Origin of the sequence: Enterococcus sp., from assembly GCF_022711995.1 — a bacterium.
Classification (GTDB): Bacteria; Bacillota; Bacilli; order Lactobacillales; family Enterococcaceae; genus Enterococcus_D.
The window spans coordinates 1-14,687 of the sequence record NZ_JALAHI010000132.1; the positions used below are offsets into that span (position 1 = coordinate 1).

The following is a 14,687-nucleotide window of genomic DNA, read 5'->3' on the forward strand; positions in this document are numbered from 1 at the left end:
CAAAAAAAAATTTAATGGTTTAGAATTTTGATATAGACAAAAGGAGGATGTAAGATGAGTGAACCTATTTTGAATGATCCGCGCGAGCTTTATCAAACAGGTAAATTTAAAAAACAGGATCAAGATACTCCTGCTTTGCAAGAAGAAATGATGCCTGAGCCGGATTGTGGAGAAGAGACATATGAAGGAACAAATCAATTAGAAAATCGACGGGTACTGATTACAGGTGGAGATTCAGGAATTGGTCGAGCGGCAGCCATTGCTTTTGCGCGAGAAGGGGCCGATATCGCCTTACACTTTTTTCCAGGAGAAGAAAAAGATGCCGAGGAAGTCGCTCACTATATTGAACAAGCTGGGCGTAAAGCTATCCTATTGCCATATGATTTGAGAGATGAAACAGCTCCTCAAGAGATCGTTGATAAAGCAGTAAAAGAGCTGGGTGGTTTGGATACGCTTGTTTTGAATGCTGCGCAACAAATCACGCGTCCATCTATTTCAGAATTACCATTTGAGCAAGTCAAAGATACGTTCATGGTAAATATATTATCTATGTTTGCTTTAGTTAAAGCTGCAGAACCTCATCTCCCAGCAGGCGGAGCTATTGTGACAACGACTTCTGTTCAAGCTTTTAGTCCAAGTGCTCATCTAATGGATTATGCTGCAACCAAGGCAGCCATTGCTAGTTTTACAGTTAGCTTGGCAAAACAGTTTGCTGAAAAGGGAATCAGAGTAAATGGTGTAGCACCAGGACCAATTTGGACACCTTTGCAGCTAGATCATGGACAACCTCAAGATCAGTTACCAGAATTTGGCCAAAATTCGTTGTTACAACGTGCAGGACAACCAGCTGAGTTAGCACCTGTATATGTTTTTCTGGCTTCGAACAAAGCAAGCTATGTAACAGCTCAAATTTATGGTGTAACTGGCGGAGAAGCAATCAATCTATAACAAGTAATTAAATTTTAGGAGGTGTCTTATGAATAGAGGATGGAAAACTTTAGCGATTGTAGTTTCATTGATTTTTATTACTGTGTTATTGCCAATATTATTATTGGGCAATCCTTACTTTAGTTTACCGTTTGGTTTAGATCGAAAAGAAAGATTTCTTTCTTTCTTTTTCACGAATTATTTCCTACAACAATATCTCTTTTGGGCAGCAGCAGTTTTAATTATCTTTTTCCTTTGTGTCATTCTGGTTATTATCTTTTATCCTAGAACAAAAGCTACTTTTGTTTTGAAAGAGGATAAAGGAACATTGTCGATCGATAAAAAGGCCATTGAAGGTTTAGTACGAACAAAGGTTAGTGAAAAAGAATTCGTTGATGGACCTAAAGTGAATGTTAAAGCAACTAAAAATCGAATCAACGTAAAGATTAAAGGTAAGTTAAAACGTACTTCTGCATTGGTAGGTAAAACAGAAAATTTGATGGCTGAGATCCAGCAAGACTTGCAGAGAACGTTAGGATCAAGTGAAAAAGTCAAAGTTGATGTTTCTTATGCGAACTACGAAGAACAGAACACTACAGAAAATCCACGTGTAGAATAGGAGGTCTATCAATGAAAGAACTTGAACAATATAAGATCCCTATTATCTTTGGAGCGATTGGATTAGTGTTAGCTTTACTATTTGTCAGCATTGGCTTTTTTAAAACACTACTGATCATTGTGCTCACAGGATTAGGCTTTGTCCTAGGGATGTACGTACAGAGAACGGGAATGTTAGATCAATTTCTAAAACAATAAGAACTTAGGAGGAATTTAAATGAATAACGAAAAAAATGAATTAAAAAATGAAAAACCAGTAAGTGCACATCCAGATCCAGTCGTACCAAACACGGATCATACACCAAAAGAAAACAATATTCCGATGACAGAAGCACCAGACCCAGTTGTACCTCATGTGCAAGAAGCGGTTGAACAGCACAAAACTACAGCTGGAAACCAACCCCATAATCACACAGAAAAACCTAGTGGATTTCAAGGTCCTACTGGGGAAACATCAGTAAACGGTTCTTTGACCTATGATGATAAAGTTATTCAAAAAATTATCGGTATTGCTCTTGAAGATGTTGATGGTCTATTAACAGTGGATGGAGGATTTTTCTCAAATATTGCAGAGAAATTAGTAAATACAGATAATGTAACTTCTGGGATCAATACTGAAGTAGGCAAGAAACAAGTCGCCGTGGATATGGATATTGTCGTAGAGTATGGACGTAATATTCCGGAAGTTGCTGAAAAAGTCAAAGAAGTAATTCACAGAGAAGTAGCTAATATGACACAACTGGATGTCATTGAAGTCAATATTAATGTAGTCGACATTAAATCAGAAGCTGAATATCAAGAAGATAGTGAAACAGTTCAAGATAAAGTTTCTAGTGCGGCATCAAAAACAGGAGATTTTGCTTCTCGACAAACAGATAAAGCTAAAGGTGCAGTAGAACGGACTTCTGATCGTATCCAAGAAAGCAATGAACCTCGCGTTCATTGAGTGTAAAAGAATAGATTTATGAAGAGCTATCCTTCCTATGGAAGGTTAGCTCTTATTTTATCGAAAAAAACTTTTAAGTCTACGATTACTGCGTTTTCATATAGATACTACTTTTACAATTGGATGACAATTTGTCAAAAAAGGACCAGAAAGTTTGCACTCACTGGCCAGGGAAAATGAAAAAGTTTTTGGATAAGTACAAGCTTAAATCAATTACCTTAAACTTACCTTAATAGCAGAATAAAAAAACTATCAAGGAAAAATTAAAATCTCTTTGAAAGCTATGTGTTCCTATTGCATCTCAAATCTTTTTGCGTTAAAGTAGGAATTAGTCTGTGAAACATTTTTCTGTTTCACAAAAATAGAAAGGATTCATTATGCTACCTGAAGAATTTCAAAAACAATTATCAATCCAAGGAATTGAGTTGACACCGGAGCAGCTCCAGCAATTTGCTATTTATTATGAACGCTTGATTGAATGGAATCAAAAAATGAACCTCACTGCGATCACAGACCAAAAAGATGTATATTTGAAACACTTTTATGATTCGATTTCTTTAGCTTTTGTGACAGCATTCAAAGAAGATGCACACTTATGTGATGTCGGTTCTGGAGCAGGTTTTCCTAGTATTCCATTGAAAATCATCTTCCCACAATTAAAGATAACGATCGTTGATTCACTGAATAAACGGATTACTTTTCTACAAACTTTAGTGGCAGATTTAGGATTAAAAGATGTTTACTTGTTTCACGATCGAGCAGAAACATTTGGTCAAAAAGAGTTCCGAGAATCCTTTGATTATGTCACTGCTCGAGCAGTGGCTCGTTTAAATATTTTAACGGAACTGTGCTTACCCCTCGTTAAAAAGAATGGGTATTTCTTTGCCTTAAAAGCAGCAAAAAGCGAAGAAGAATTAATAGAAGCAAAGTCAGCAATCACATTACTTGGTGGTAAGTTTATTGAGGAAAAAAAATTGACATTGCCTGTTAGTAATGATGAACGGCATCTTTTGATCATCAAAAAAACGAAAGAAACGCCGAAAAAATATCCGCGCAAACCTGGGTTGCCGGCGAAACAACCAATCAAGTAGGAGGAAGCAGAATGGCACGTATTATTTCGGTTGCAAATCAAAAAGGCGGCGTAGGCAAAACAACAACCACAGTCAATCTGGGGGCTTGTTTGGCCTATGTAGGAAAAAAAGTCTTACTAGTAGATATTGATGCTCAAGGAAACGCCACTAGTGGAGTAGGAATTCGTAAACCAGATGTTGATAAAGACATATACGATGTATTGGTGAATGAAACACCAATCGTAGAGGCAATATTGCCAAGTAGTCGTGAGAATTTAGATATTGTTCCTGCGACGATTCAATTAGCTGGTGCTGAAATTGAATTAACTTCAATGATGGCTCGGGAATCCCGTTTGAAATCGGCATTGAATGAAATTAAAGATCAATATGACTATATATTTATTGATTGTCCCCCCTCCCTTGGACATTTGACGATCAACGCATTTACAGCCAGCGACTCTATTTTAATACCTGTTCAATGTGAATATTACGCATTGGAAGGACTAAGTCAGTTATTGAATACCGTGCGTTTAGTTCAAAAACACTTTAACCCTGAATTAGAAATCGAAGGCGTTCTATTAACAATGTATGATGCACGGACAAATCTAGGTGCTGAAGTTGTAGAAGAGGTTCGTCGCTATTTCCAAGAAAAAGTCTATGAGACAATAATTCCACGTAATGTACGTTTATCAGAAGCACCAAGTCATGGTCTGTCTATTATTGATTATGATCCGCGTTCAAAAGGTGCTGAAGTATATCAGACATTAGCAAAGGAAGTGTTATCTCGTGAAAAATAAAGGGAAAGGTTTAGGACGGGGGATCGATGCACTATTTCAAGATCTTCAAGGGTTAGAAGAGGTAGATATCAAAACAGAGGAAGTGGTTGAGCTCCCTTTAAATGAATTAAGACCCAACCCTTACCAACCACGTAAAACCTTTGATGAAGTCTCTCTTCAAGAATTAGCCAACTCAATCCAACATTCAGGTGTCTTTCAGCCGATCATTGTTCGAAAATCTACTGTAAAAGGTTATGAAATCATTGCTGGTGAACGACGGTTTCGTGCATCCAAGCTAGCAAAAAAAGAAACAATACCTGCAATTATTCGTGATTTTGATGAAGAAGCAATGATGCAAGTAGCCGTGTTAGAGAATCTGCAAAGAGAGGATTTAAATCCTCTTGAAGAAGCTGAAGCTTATGAAATGCTGATGAAAAATCTTAAATTAACGCAAGCAGAAGTGGCTACACGATTAGGAAAGAGTCGTCCGTATATTGCGAACTATCTGCGTCTTTTGTCATTGCCAAAGCTAGTAAAAGAGATGGTACAAGATGAGCGCCTATCAATGGGACAAGCCCGCACATTATTAGGGCTAAAAAACAAAGATCTGATTTTAAAATTAGCTAATCGTTGTGTAAAAGAAAATCTTACAGTTCGTCAATTAGAGCAACTAGTGTCCGAAATGAATGACGCTAAAAATGAGAAGAAAAAAATTCCCCGTTTGATTCGTGAAAAACCTTATTACTTACGGGAAAGTGAAGAGCGATTAATGGACAAGTTTGGAACAAATGTTGAGATCCATGAAAAAGAAGGCAAGGGAAAGATTGAGATTGAGTATCTTTCACAGAAAGACTTGACTAGAATCCTTGATTTATTGAATATTCAATTTGATGAAGCTTGAGGTGATAATATGTATGATCTTGGTGACATTATTGAAATGAAAAAACCCCATGCATGTAAAGCAAATCGTTGGGAAATTATTCGCATGGGAGCGGATATCAAAATAAAATGTACGAATTGTGGCCATATTGTGATGCTTACTCGCCGTGAATTCGACAAAAAAATGAAAAAAATCTTAGAAAAAAAAGAGAAAGAGTGAAATGACACATGGCTTTAACTGCTGGAATTGTTGGACTACCAAATGTAGGTAAATCTACTTTATTTAATGCTATAACAAAAGCTGGAGCAGAGGCAGCGAACTATCCTTTTGCAACAATCGATCCAAATGTAGGAATGGTCGAAGTTCCTGATTGGCGGTTACAACGCTTAACGGAATTAGTACACCCTAAAAAAACTGTACCGACAACATTTGAATTTACTGATATTGCAGGAATCGTTCGCGGAGCTAGTAAAGGTGAAGGACTTGGAAATCAATTTCTAAGTCATATTCGTCAAGTAGATGCTATTTGTCATGTAGTCCGTTGTTTTGATGATGATAATATTACACACGTTGAAGGACGTGTGGATCCATTAGCAGATATTGACACTATCAATTTAGAATTAGTCTTGGCTGATTTAGAATCTATCAATAAGCGTTATGCACGCGTTGCTAAAGTTGCAAAAACAAAGGATAAAGCTGCTGTAGCTGAATTAGCAGTTTTAGATAAAATTAAACCTGTTTTAGAAGAAGGACTATCCGCACGTTCTATCGAATTTACTGAAGAAGAACAAAAAATCGTTAGAGGATTGTTTTTGCTGACAACAAAACCTGTTCTATATGTAGCAAATGTTGCAGAAGATGATGTGGCAAATGCAGAAGAGAATCCATACGTTAAAAGTGTGAAAGAATTTGCCGAGAGCGAACATGCAGAAGTGATCGTCATTAGTGCTCGAGCAGAAGAAGAAATCGCTGAATTAGATGATGAAGATAAAGCAGAATTTTTAGAAGCTTTAGGAATTGAAGAATCTGGTTTAGATCAACTGATTCGTGCTGCCTATGATTTATTAGGATTAGCTACCTACTTTACAGCCGGAGAGCAAGAGGTTCGTGCGTGGACTTTCCGAAAAGGGATCAAAGCGCCTCAAGCTGCGGGAATTATTCATACAGATTTCGAGCGAGGGTTTATCCGTGCGGAAACTGTCTCATTTGAAGATCTGGATAAGTATGGCAATATGCATGCAGCAAAAGAAGCTGGGCGTGTTCGTTTAGAAGGAAAAGAATACGTCGTTCAAGATGGCGATGTTATGTTATTCCGTTTTAATGTATAAAAGGCTTTCTTCCAAAAAAAAATATGGTAAAATGTCCTTTGTGAAGAAATCACGCAGAAGGGAGAAATGATTTATGGAACCAGAAACTCTGCGCTCGTATGTTTCCGAAAATCGCGAATTAGAAAAGCAACTAACAAAACGTAACCAACAATATATTTTTGATTTAAAAAAATCTTTGGAGGCAGCTAATCTTTCTGAGGAAGAAAAAACTGTCGCATTACATGAAATGTTACCGATTCTTGTCCAAGAACAAAAAGGTGGCAAAACCGCTAGACAACTCTTTGGGACAGTCTCTGAACGTACGGAAGCAATCATTACGAAACCAGTGGAACAAAAAGAATCAGGTCCATTCTTGATGTGGTTAGATAATACGTTGCTTATCTTAGGTATTTTTGGATTAATGCTAGGTGTGATGGGGTTATTTACAAAGGGGCAAGCACAGCCTTATGGTTTATTGACCCTCTTCTTAATGGCCATGTTAGCTGGTTGGGTCTTTTACTTAATGTACAAGTATATGTACCAATATGAACGTCCTGGTGCAGACAAAAGTAAACGACCTAAAATGTGGAAAATTATTTTGATTTTAGTTGGTGCTTTCTTAGTGTGGATCGTGACTATCTCACTTTCAGCTATGATTCAACCACCACTTAATCCACAAGTTGATCCGTTGATTGAAATTGTGATTGGCGCGGTCGCTCTAGCAGCTAAATACTATTTAAAGAAAAAATATAACATCATCAGTAGTTTATCTGTTCCTAGAGGATAATAGGTTCCTGCACGCTGTTCTTGCGTGCGGGACTTTTTACATAATATGAGAAGAAAAATGATCAAAAGTTATCGTGATTCTGGCTGTTTTCTCAGATTACACAGAAATAAATAAGAATGCTTTCCGAATGGTTGACTTATGAAAAAATATTTGCTATTTTTTTAAAAATACATATTAACTTTAAGGAGTGGTTACAAAAATGTCCAACTGGGAAACCAAATTTGTAAAAAAAGGGTTAACGTTTGATGATGTATTATTGATACCTGCAGAAAGTCACGTGTTGCCAAATGATGTGGATATGCATGTGCAGCTTGCAAAAAATATTACGTTAAATATACCGATCATGAGTGCCAGTATGGATACAGTAACTGATAGTAAAATGGCGATATCAATGGCTCGTCAAGGTGGCTTAGGAGTCATTCATAAAAATATGAGTATTGCGGCTCAAGCAGATGAAGTACGTAAGGTAAAACGATCTGAAAGCGGAGTCATCATTGATCCGTTCTTCTTGACCCCTAGTCATCTAGTAGCGGATGCAGAGCACCTTATGAGTAAATATCGAATTAGCGGTGTACCTATCGTTGAGACCATGGAAAATCGTAAACTAGTTGGAATCATCACAAATCGGGATATGCGTTTTGTTACGGATTATTCAATCGCGATTTCTGATGTAATGACTAAGGAAAAATTAGTTACGGCACCGGTTGGTACTTCTTTGAAAGATGCAGAGAAAATCTTGCAAAAACATAAAATCGAAAAATTACCAATCGTCGATGATGAAGGTATCTTAAGTGGATTGATTACGATCAAAGACATTGAAAAAGTTATTGAATTTCCTAACGCCGCAAAAGACACTCATGGACGTTTGTTAGTAGCTGCAGCAGTAGGGGTAACAAGTGATACCTTTGAAAGAGCGCAGGCATTGTTAGATGCAGGAGTAGATGCGATCGTGATTGATACTGCTCATGGACATAGTGCAGGCGTATTGCGAAAAATCTCTGAAATCAGAGCACATTTTCCTGAAGCAACGTTAATTGCAGGAAATGTCGCAACTGCTGAAGGAACAAAAGCTTTATACGATGCAGGAGTAGATGTCGTCAAAGTTGGTATTGGTCCTGGTTCCATCTGTACGACACGTGTTGTCGCTGGCGTAGGTGTTCCTCAATTAACGGCTATTTATGATGCTGCCTCAGTAGCACGACAATATGGAAAAGCCATTATTGCAGATGGTGGTATCAAATACTCTGGTGATATTGTAAAAGCATTGGCAGCTGGCGGACATGCAGTTATGTTAGGAAGTATGCTGGCAGGAACCGATGAATCTCCAGGTGAATTTGAAATTTATCAAGGTCGCCGCTTTAAAACTTATCGAGGAATGGGATCTCTAGGGGCTATGGAAAAAGGTTCAAGTGATCGTTACTTCCAGGGTGGGGTTAATGAAGCAAATAAACTTGTTCCAGAAGGAATCGAAGGCCGAGTGGCCTATAAAGGAAGTGTTGCAGATATTTTATTCCAAATGATCGGTGGTCTAAAATCAGGAATGGGATATGTCGGAGCAGCGAATTTAAAACAACTAAGAGATGAAGCACAGTTTATTCAAATGAGCGGAAATGGATTGAAAGAATCTCACCCTCACGACGTACAAATTACTAAAGAAGCACCAAACTATTCTGTGAAATCTTAGAAATTGTTTCACGTGAAAACATTAAATAAAATGGCGACCAATGTCTTATTAGACTAGTGGTCGCCATTTTTGTATGAGAAAATTATTCATTTGATTTCAATGCGTCAATCATATCAACATGTTTTAATTTATAATGAGTAACCAACATAACAATGACTGTAAATAAAATGGTCATACCGCCGGCTAACGCATAAGCAGCCCAACTAATCACTAATGGAAAAACCATGTTTTCCATCGATGCCTGTCGGAGAATAAAATCGGTCAGTAAGTACCCGACTCCATAACCAGCCAAGATCCCTAACAAAGTAAAGACGACATTCTCACGAACAATATACATTGTAACTTCTTTATCGTAAAAACCTAGAACTTTAATTGTAGAGAGTTCACGAATTCTTTCCGATACATTAATGTTTGTCAAATTATATAGAACAACAAATGCCAAGGCGCCAGATAAAATGACCAAGATAAGAACAATGGAGTTCAAATTCCCCATGGACTCATTTTGCGCGTTGATTTGAGTAGACAGGAAGGTAGTATTTTGAACTTGATCTGTTTTTAGTAATTCTTCAGCTAATGCATTTTCTTGTTTTTGTTTCATCTTTTTACTCTTGATAAGAAGCGATGTAGGCTGATAGGTTGTATTTGTTGCATTTTCATAGTCGCTTCTTGAGAGGTAAAGTGAATTCCCTAAAAAATTTTCAGCGATGCCAGCTACCTTCACTGTTACAGCTGTTTGATCCTTATCATAAAAGGTTAGCTCATCTCCAATGTGGATATCAAAAAGCTCTGCATATTTCATCGTTAGGATAGCCCCCTCATCTAGTGACAGTTTTTTTCCATCGCTAGAGTATAGATGCATATAGTTCGAAAATGAGTCAATATCAGAAGGTACCATTAAAGACAGACTTTGCTTGCCTTGTTCTTTGGACCGTAACTCAATTGTTTCATTTAATACAAGCAGTGATTGTTGGACTGCTGTATCTTTTTGTAATGTTTCAAAAACGTTAGTATTGCTTGCCCCACCATCTTTTAATGTAACTATTGCTTGGTAATCAGTGATAGGACCAAATTGTTTTTGCGAAACAGCACTTAAGGAATCTTTTAGACCCACTCCAGCGACCATAAGTCCTGCACATCCTGCGATCCCAATTATTGCCATAATCATTCGTGATTTATAGCGAAAAATGTTTCGGTAACTGATTTTTTGATTAAAGCTCAAGCGCGACCAAAGTGGATGAATGTATTCCAGAAAAATTCTTTTCCCTGGCTTTGGTGCACGAGCCTGCAATAGTTGCGCTGGTTTTTCACGCAAATCACGATAGAGGACAACAAGGGCTGCACCTAAAGTAGCAAGAATAAAGGCGACTGTAGCTTGAGTGATTGGCCCCCAAACATAGTAAACCCTTACGCCACCTAACAAATAACGCTCACTAGAAAGAAAATAGATCAATCGAGGAAGAAACTCAATCCCCAGTACAGCTCCTAAAAGAATTCCTATGCTAGAAGAAAAAAGAGCATAGATGATATATTTTCGAGCTATCTCTCTTTTCGCATATCCTAATGCTTTTAATGTGCCGATTTCTTTTCGATTTTCTTCTACCATTCTAGTCATGGTGGTAAAAGTTATTAAAGCCGCAATAAAAAAGAAGAAAACAGGAAAGACATTTGCAATTGCCGCTATACGATCGGATAAACCGCCGTATTCTTGAAACCCAGGGTTATCTTTTCTTAGATTAAATAAATAAGTAGGTTCTTCCATTCCGCTTATTTCTTTTTCTTTTTTCTGTAATGTAGCTTCTGCATCAGCTAACTTCTCTTTTTCTTCATTTATTTGATTTTGTTGTTTAGTCAATGCTGATTCTGCAGTGTCTAACTGTCCAATAGCACCTGCTTGTTGTTGAGACGGTAATAGAAGGACTGCACTTTTTTGTTGTTCAATCTGAGCTTTAGCAGCATCTAATTCCGTTTGTGCATCTAATAGCTGCGCTTTTCCAGTTTCAATTTTTTCCTTAGCAGGTTTCAATTCTTCCATTGCGTCATGTTTGATTTCTGCTACACGTTCTTGTGGACGATCAGCAAAAAGCGTTTCTACTTTTTCTTGATTCTTCTCCATTTTTTCTTGATAGGAATCAGAGTAAGTTTCTAAATCTTTCACATTATCAAAAGACAGGTAGAGCACTGATTGGACATCACCCAGAAATTGATTTTCGGGAAGGTAAGCAAAGTATGTTACTGTACCACTGCCAACATTCGCATAGCCTCGTTCAGCTTTACTGATAAATAGGGGAGAGTCGGCAAAACCAACGATTTTGAAGTTTTTATCTTTTATAGTATCCTGCGAATCGATACTATAGGTATCGTTTAACTGATAGCCATATTCTTTCGCTTGTGTATCTAAGACAATTTCATCGCTACTTTGTGGCAAACGGCCTTCTTCAAGGATTAATGCATTTTGTTTTTGGCTCTTGTTGTAAGAATTGATTTGGACAACTTCATTTGCTTTTGCTACATAATAAAATTGGTAAGCTGATTCTACATGAATCCCTTGGTCTCTAGCGACTTCAATATCTCTATCAGTAATACCGAGAGTTGATGTTACTTGCATATCAGATAAGTTATGTTCATCAACGTAAGTACTTGCAGAATGATTCAAGATAGGTCCAGTTGCTTTGACACCTACATACAAGAAAGTACCTAGAAAGATGATTAAAACAATAGCAATAAATCTTCCTTTGGATTGTTTGATTTCTCGTAAGCTTGCTTTTAAATATGTCTTGTTTTTCATTTGCTTCCTCCTACCAAACGATCTCATCAATTGAAATAGGGGATTCATTGATTTCAACAGAACGTACGGTAGCATCATTAATATGAATCACACGATCAGCAATGGGAGCAATGGCACTGTTGTGCGTAATGATTAAAACAGTATTTCCATCTTGACGGCTTGCGCTTTGCAATAACTTCAATACTTGTTTACCGGTTTCAAAATCTAATGCCCCTGTTGGTTCGTCACAAAGCAGTAATTTTGGATTTTTTGCTAGCGCTCGGGCAATTGACACTCGTTGCTGTTCGCCACCTGATAATTGAGAAGGAAAATTATGGGATCTATTTTCTAATCCTACTTGCTTAAGCACAGCAGCTGGGTCAAGTGCGTTCGGTGATATCTCTGTTGCTAACTCGATATTTTCTTTTGCTGTTAGGTTTGGAACTAAATTATAAAATTGAAAAACAAAACCCACATCTTTGCGACGATATTCTGTAAGTTGTTTATCTGAAAATTGTGCAATATCAATATTATCGATAATAATTTGACCTTCATCAGGTGAATCCATCCCACCTAAAATATTTAGAATAGTCGATTTTCCAGCTCCGCTTGGACCTAAAATAACAACTAGTTCCCCTTCTTCAATTGAAAAGGACAGGTCTTCATTAGCAGTAATCGTAGTTTCGCCCATCTTATATCTTTTATACGTATTTTTAACTTCTACAAAACTCATATAACGCCTCCATTTTTTGAACACCTGTTGATTTAATCACATAGCGTTAGTATACTAAGAAAGGAAAAAAGGGGCAATCCTCAAATCTTATTCATCTGTTATTAAATAAACATTTAAGCTATTTTTGTATAGAAAGGGTTGGAGTTATGGTAGGAATAGTTGGAAATCGCCGAACACAATATACAAAAAAAGTGATTCGGAAAGCATTTCAAGAGATTTTGATAGAAAAAGAATTTGAAAAAATCACAATTACAGAGATTGCCCGGCGTGCTGATATCAATCGTGGAACTTTTTATAAGTATTACAAAGATACTGTAGATCTTTTAGAGGAAATTGAGAAAGAAATCGTTGATCAGATTGCAGATAATTTGCAACAAGAAAATCTCCCATTAGATCTGTGGCTGGAAAAATTATTGCTTATACTGCAAGAAAACCCCAGTGTAAGTCATTTGATTCTGCTTAATAACAGTCATCTGCTAGATTTATTATTAGAAAAAATCAGACCGGAAACGTTTAAACGCTTTACTATTTATTTTGAAGATGCGACAAGAGAAGAATTAGAGTTGTGTTTGAGCTATTTTGTATGTGGCTCGATCGGGTTGATTGAACGCTGGCTAAAAGATTTTTCTGAGATGCAGCCAAAAGCAGTTGCTGATTTACTTATTCAAATATTCACTACAAATGTGTATGAATAAAAAGAAAGCGAACGGATTTCCGTTCGCTTTCTTTTTATTCTACTAGTCGTTCATCATTCATACCAAAATATTGATTCAATGGTTTTTGTTTTCCTGATAGCAGTTGATCAATCGTCACAAATTCGTAACCTTCATTTTTTAGCATAGTGATTAATCCAGGAACAGCTTTTACCGATTCAGGGTGGATATCATGAATCAAAATGATTGCCCCATTAAAAACATTTTGTTTGACGACATTATTGATTGCTCCAGGATTTTTTGATTTCCAATCCTGAGAGTCAATATTCCATTGAATAATTGGCATACCAATTGTTTCAGCACTTTTTTTATCAATGGCGCCATAAGGTGGGCGGATGTTACGGGGTAAAACGCCTGTTGCTTTAAAAATTGCTTTATTTGTTTTATTTATCTCGCTTTTTAATTCATCTGTAGTAAGTGTAGGCAATTGAGGATGAGAATAGGAGTGGCTTGCAACCTCGTGACCCTCTTCATATACTCGTTTTGCAGCATCAGGATTTTGATCCACCATCTGTCCTAACATGAAAAAAGTAGCTTTGACATTATTAGCTTTTAGAATATTTAACAAATCAAGTGTTGAGCTGTTATTTGGACCATCGTCAAAGGTAAGAGCAACGTATTTCTTGTTTTCGTCCAATGTTGGTAATGCATCTTTTATGCTTTCTGGCGAAACCAGTTCTGTATCAATATATGGAGCAATATCTTTGTATTTAAGAGTAATTTTAGTAGTTCCAGTTGAATTTTTTGGTAAATCGATCGTCAAATCATCAGGTGTATACGTCATTTTACTGTCGTAAGAGATTCGGTCCATTGTTAAAACAGAATCAATGATTTTTTCTGGCTCTTTAGCGTTATCGAGTATAGATTGCTGAATCACCTGCTGAATTCCTAAGAGACTCCCTTCATCTGGAATCAAGTCTTTGTTAGTAATTTCTTTACCGGTTTTTTCGGAGACATAAATAGCTTTCTTTGAGAGACTATCTGGTTTGCTGAATTCTTCTTTACTGCGGTTCCAGATGAAACTATCAGCTTCAATTTTGTACTGACTGATTTTAGAAGAAATAGCTATTGCTTTTATTCTTGCAACAGTGAGTACTTCTTTTTCACGATGTTTTTTTTGTTGCTTTTTTGCGACTTCAGTTAATAGCTGATTTGCGTTTTTTATAGGAATAGCACTTTCATCAACTGGACGGTAAACAAGGCACTTATTTTCTCCGTCATTTATAGTATCAATTTTTGTAGAAAATCCACTTTGATCTTGCTCTTTCTGAATCGAGGCGATCATTTTTTTTGAGGCAGTTTCATACTTGGCTTGTGCTTCTGCTTCTTGTTGTTTTAAAGTATACGCAATGTAGCCGCCTGTAGCGATAATTACTATGCTAAAAAATGAAGGTTACGAATTTGTGACGATTGATCAACTGCTATCAGGAAAACAAAAACCATTGAATCAATATTTTGGTATGAATGATGAACGACTAGTAG

The 14,687-nt window shown here is 36.9% G+C and carries 14 protein-coding genes and 1 pseudogene; 12 read left to right on the forward strand and 3 right to left on the reverse strand.

Translation table 11 applies throughout. From position 1 onward, the window contains the following. Positions 1 to 54 precede the first annotated feature (54 nt). The 11 genes from Q0A12_RS13265 (at position 55) to guaB (ending at position 8,995) form a co-directional block, all read left to right on the forward strand. Complete coding sequence (locus Q0A12_RS13265; RefSeq protein ID WP_291293114.1) at positions 55 to 948, forward strand: SDR family oxidoreductase; 894 nt, start codon at positions 55 to 57, stop codon at positions 946 to 948. Between the two features lie 28 nt (positions 949 to 976). After that, complete coding sequence (amaP, locus tag Q0A12_RS13270) at positions 977 to 1,546, forward strand: alkaline shock response membrane anchor protein AmaP (RefSeq protein ID WP_291293115.1); 570 nt, start codon at positions 977 to 979, stop codon at positions 1,544 to 1,546. A gap of 11 nt (positions 1,547 to 1,557) precedes the next feature. After that, complete coding sequence (locus Q0A12_RS13275) at positions 1,558 to 1,743, forward strand: DUF2273 domain-containing protein (RefSeq protein WP_291293116.1); 186 nt, start codon at positions 1,558 to 1,560, stop codon at positions 1,741 to 1,743. 19 nt (positions 1,744 to 1,762) lie between these two features. After that, entirely contained in the window at positions 1,763 to 2,491 is a 729-nt protein-coding gene (locus Q0A12_RS13280; protein WP_291293117.1) for an Asp23/Gls24 family envelope stress response protein, read from the forward strand. A gap of 377 nt (positions 2,492 to 2,868) precedes the next feature. Further along, the gene (rsmG, locus tag Q0A12_RS13285) at positions 2,869 to 3,582 is read left to right on the forward strand and encodes a 16S rRNA (guanine(527)-N(7))-methyltransferase RsmG (RefSeq protein WP_291293118.1); all 714 of its coding nucleotides are present in this window, start codon (positions 2,869 to 2,871) and stop codon (positions 3,580 to 3,582) included. An 11-nt stretch (positions 3,583 to 3,593) separates the two neighbouring features. Further along, positions 3,594 to 4,358, forward strand: a complete 765-nt coding sequence (locus tag Q0A12_RS13290) for an AAA family ATPase (RefSeq protein ID WP_291293119.1) — start codon at positions 3,594 to 3,596, stop codon at positions 4,356 to 4,358. Beyond that, on the forward strand, positions 4,348 to 5,238 hold the full coding sequence (locus Q0A12_RS13295) for a ParB/RepB/Spo0J family partition protein (protein WP_291293120.1): 891 nt from the start codon (positions 4,348 to 4,350) through the stop codon (positions 5,236 to 5,238). The genes Q0A12_RS13290 and Q0A12_RS13295 overlap by 11 nt, the downstream gene beginning before the upstream one ends. 9 nt (positions 5,239 to 5,247) lie before the next feature. Next, the gene (locus Q0A12_RS13300; RefSeq protein WP_291293121.1) at positions 5,248 to 5,436 is read left to right on the forward strand and encodes a DUF951 domain-containing protein; all 189 of its coding nucleotides are present in this window, start codon (positions 5,248 to 5,250) and stop codon (positions 5,434 to 5,436) included. Between the two features lie 8 nt (positions 5,437 to 5,444). Then, entirely contained in the window at positions 5,445 to 6,545 is a 1,101-nt protein-coding gene (gene ychF / locus Q0A12_RS13305; RefSeq protein ID WP_291293122.1) for a redox-regulated ATPase YchF, read from the forward strand. A gap of 73 nt (positions 6,546 to 6,618) precedes the next feature. After that, positions 6,619 to 7,311 carry a DUF1129 domain-containing protein gene (locus Q0A12_RS13310; protein ID WP_291293123.1) on the forward strand — a complete coding sequence of 231 codons (693 nt, stop codon included), beginning with the start codon at positions 6,619 to 6,621 and terminating at the stop codon, positions 7,309 to 7,311. A 199-nt stretch (positions 7,312 to 7,510) separates the two neighbouring features. Further along, a complete protein-coding gene (gene guaB / locus Q0A12_RS13315) occupies positions 7,511 to 8,995 on the forward strand; it encodes an IMP dehydrogenase (RefSeq protein WP_291293124.1) in 1,485 nt (494 codons plus the stop codon). Between the two features lie 82 nt (positions 8,996 to 9,077). Here guaB and Q0A12_RS13320 read toward each other — a convergent pair whose 3' ends face one another. After that, complete coding sequence (locus Q0A12_RS13320) at positions 9,078 to 11,780, reverse strand: FtsX-like permease family protein (protein WP_291293127.1); 2,703 nt, start codon at positions 11,778 to 11,780, stop codon at positions 9,078 to 9,080. Positions 11,781 to 11,790: 10 nt separating this feature from the next. Then, on the reverse strand, positions 11,791 to 12,492 hold the full coding sequence (locus Q0A12_RS13325) for an ABC transporter ATP-binding protein (protein WP_291293125.1): 702 nt from the start codon (positions 12,490 to 12,492) through the stop codon (positions 11,791 to 11,793). A 146-nt stretch (positions 12,493 to 12,638) separates the two neighbouring features. Here Q0A12_RS13325 and Q0A12_RS13330 point away from each other — a divergent pair, with 146 nt between their 5' ends. Further along, positions 12,639 to 13,187 (forward strand): TetR/AcrR family transcriptional regulator, encoded by a 549-nt coding sequence (locus Q0A12_RS13330; protein ID WP_291293126.1) that lies wholly within the window; start codon positions 12,639 to 12,641, stop codon positions 13,185 to 13,187. A 34-nt stretch (positions 13,188 to 13,221) separates the two neighbouring features. Here the strand turns inward: Q0A12_RS13330 and Q0A12_RS13335 are convergent. Beyond that, positions 13,222 to 14,583 (reverse strand): annotated as a pseudogene (locus tag Q0A12_RS13335) (polysaccharide deacetylase family protein); the annotation flags it as partial. Between the last annotated feature and the right edge of the window lie 104 nt (positions 14,584 to 14,687).

What these genes read in the sequence shown, in the direction of transcription:
- Q0A12_RS13290 (WP_291293119.1), top strand. Translation starts at nt 3,594, where the DNA reads ATGGCACGTATTATTTCGGTTGCAAATCAAAAAGGCGGCGTAGGCAAA.
- rsmG (WP_291293118.1), top strand. Translation starts at nt 2,869, where the DNA reads ATGCTACCTGAAGAATTTCAAAAACAATTATCAATCCAAGGAATTGAG.
- Q0A12_RS13310 (WP_291293123.1), top strand. Translation starts at nt 6,619, where the DNA reads ATGGAACCAGAAACTCTGCGCTCGTATGTTTCCGAAAATCGCGAATTA.
- guaB (WP_291293124.1), top strand. Translation starts at nt 7,511, where the DNA reads ATGTCCAACTGGGAAACCAAATTTGTAAAAAAAGGGTTAACGTTTGAT.
- Q0A12_RS13320 (WP_291293127.1), bottom strand. Translation starts at nt 11,780, where the DNA reads ATGAAAAACAAGACATATTTAAAAGCAAGCTTACGAGAAATCAAACAA.
- Q0A12_RS13330 (WP_291293126.1), top strand. Translation starts at nt 12,639, where the DNA reads ATGGTAGGAATAGTTGGAAATCGCCGAACACAATATACAAAAAAAGTG.
- Q0A12_RS13265 (WP_291293114.1), top strand. Translation starts at nt 55, where the DNA reads ATGAGTGAACCTATTTTGAATGATCCGCGCGAGCTTTATCAAACAGGT.
- Q0A12_RS13275 (WP_291293116.1), top strand. Translation starts at nt 1,558, where the DNA reads ATGAAAGAACTTGAACAATATAAGATCCCTATTATCTTTGGAGCGATT.
- Q0A12_RS13300 (WP_291293121.1), top strand. Translation starts at nt 5,248, where the DNA reads ATGTATGATCTTGGTGACATTATTGAAATGAAAAAACCCCATGCATGT.
- Q0A12_RS13280 (WP_291293117.1), top strand. Translation starts at nt 1,763, where the DNA reads ATGAATAACGAAAAAAATGAATTAAAAAATGAAAAACCAGTAAGTGCA.
- Q0A12_RS13325 (WP_291293125.1), bottom strand. Translation starts at nt 12,492, where the DNA reads ATGAGTTTTGTAGAAGTTAAAAATACGTATAAAAGATATAAGATGGGC.
- ychF (WP_291293122.1), top strand. Translation starts at nt 5,445, where the DNA reads ATGGCTTTAACTGCTGGAATTGTTGGACTACCAAATGTAGGTAAATCT.
- amaP (WP_291293115.1), top strand. Translation starts at nt 977, where the DNA reads ATGAATAGAGGATGGAAAACTTTAGCGATTGTAGTTTCATTGATTTTT.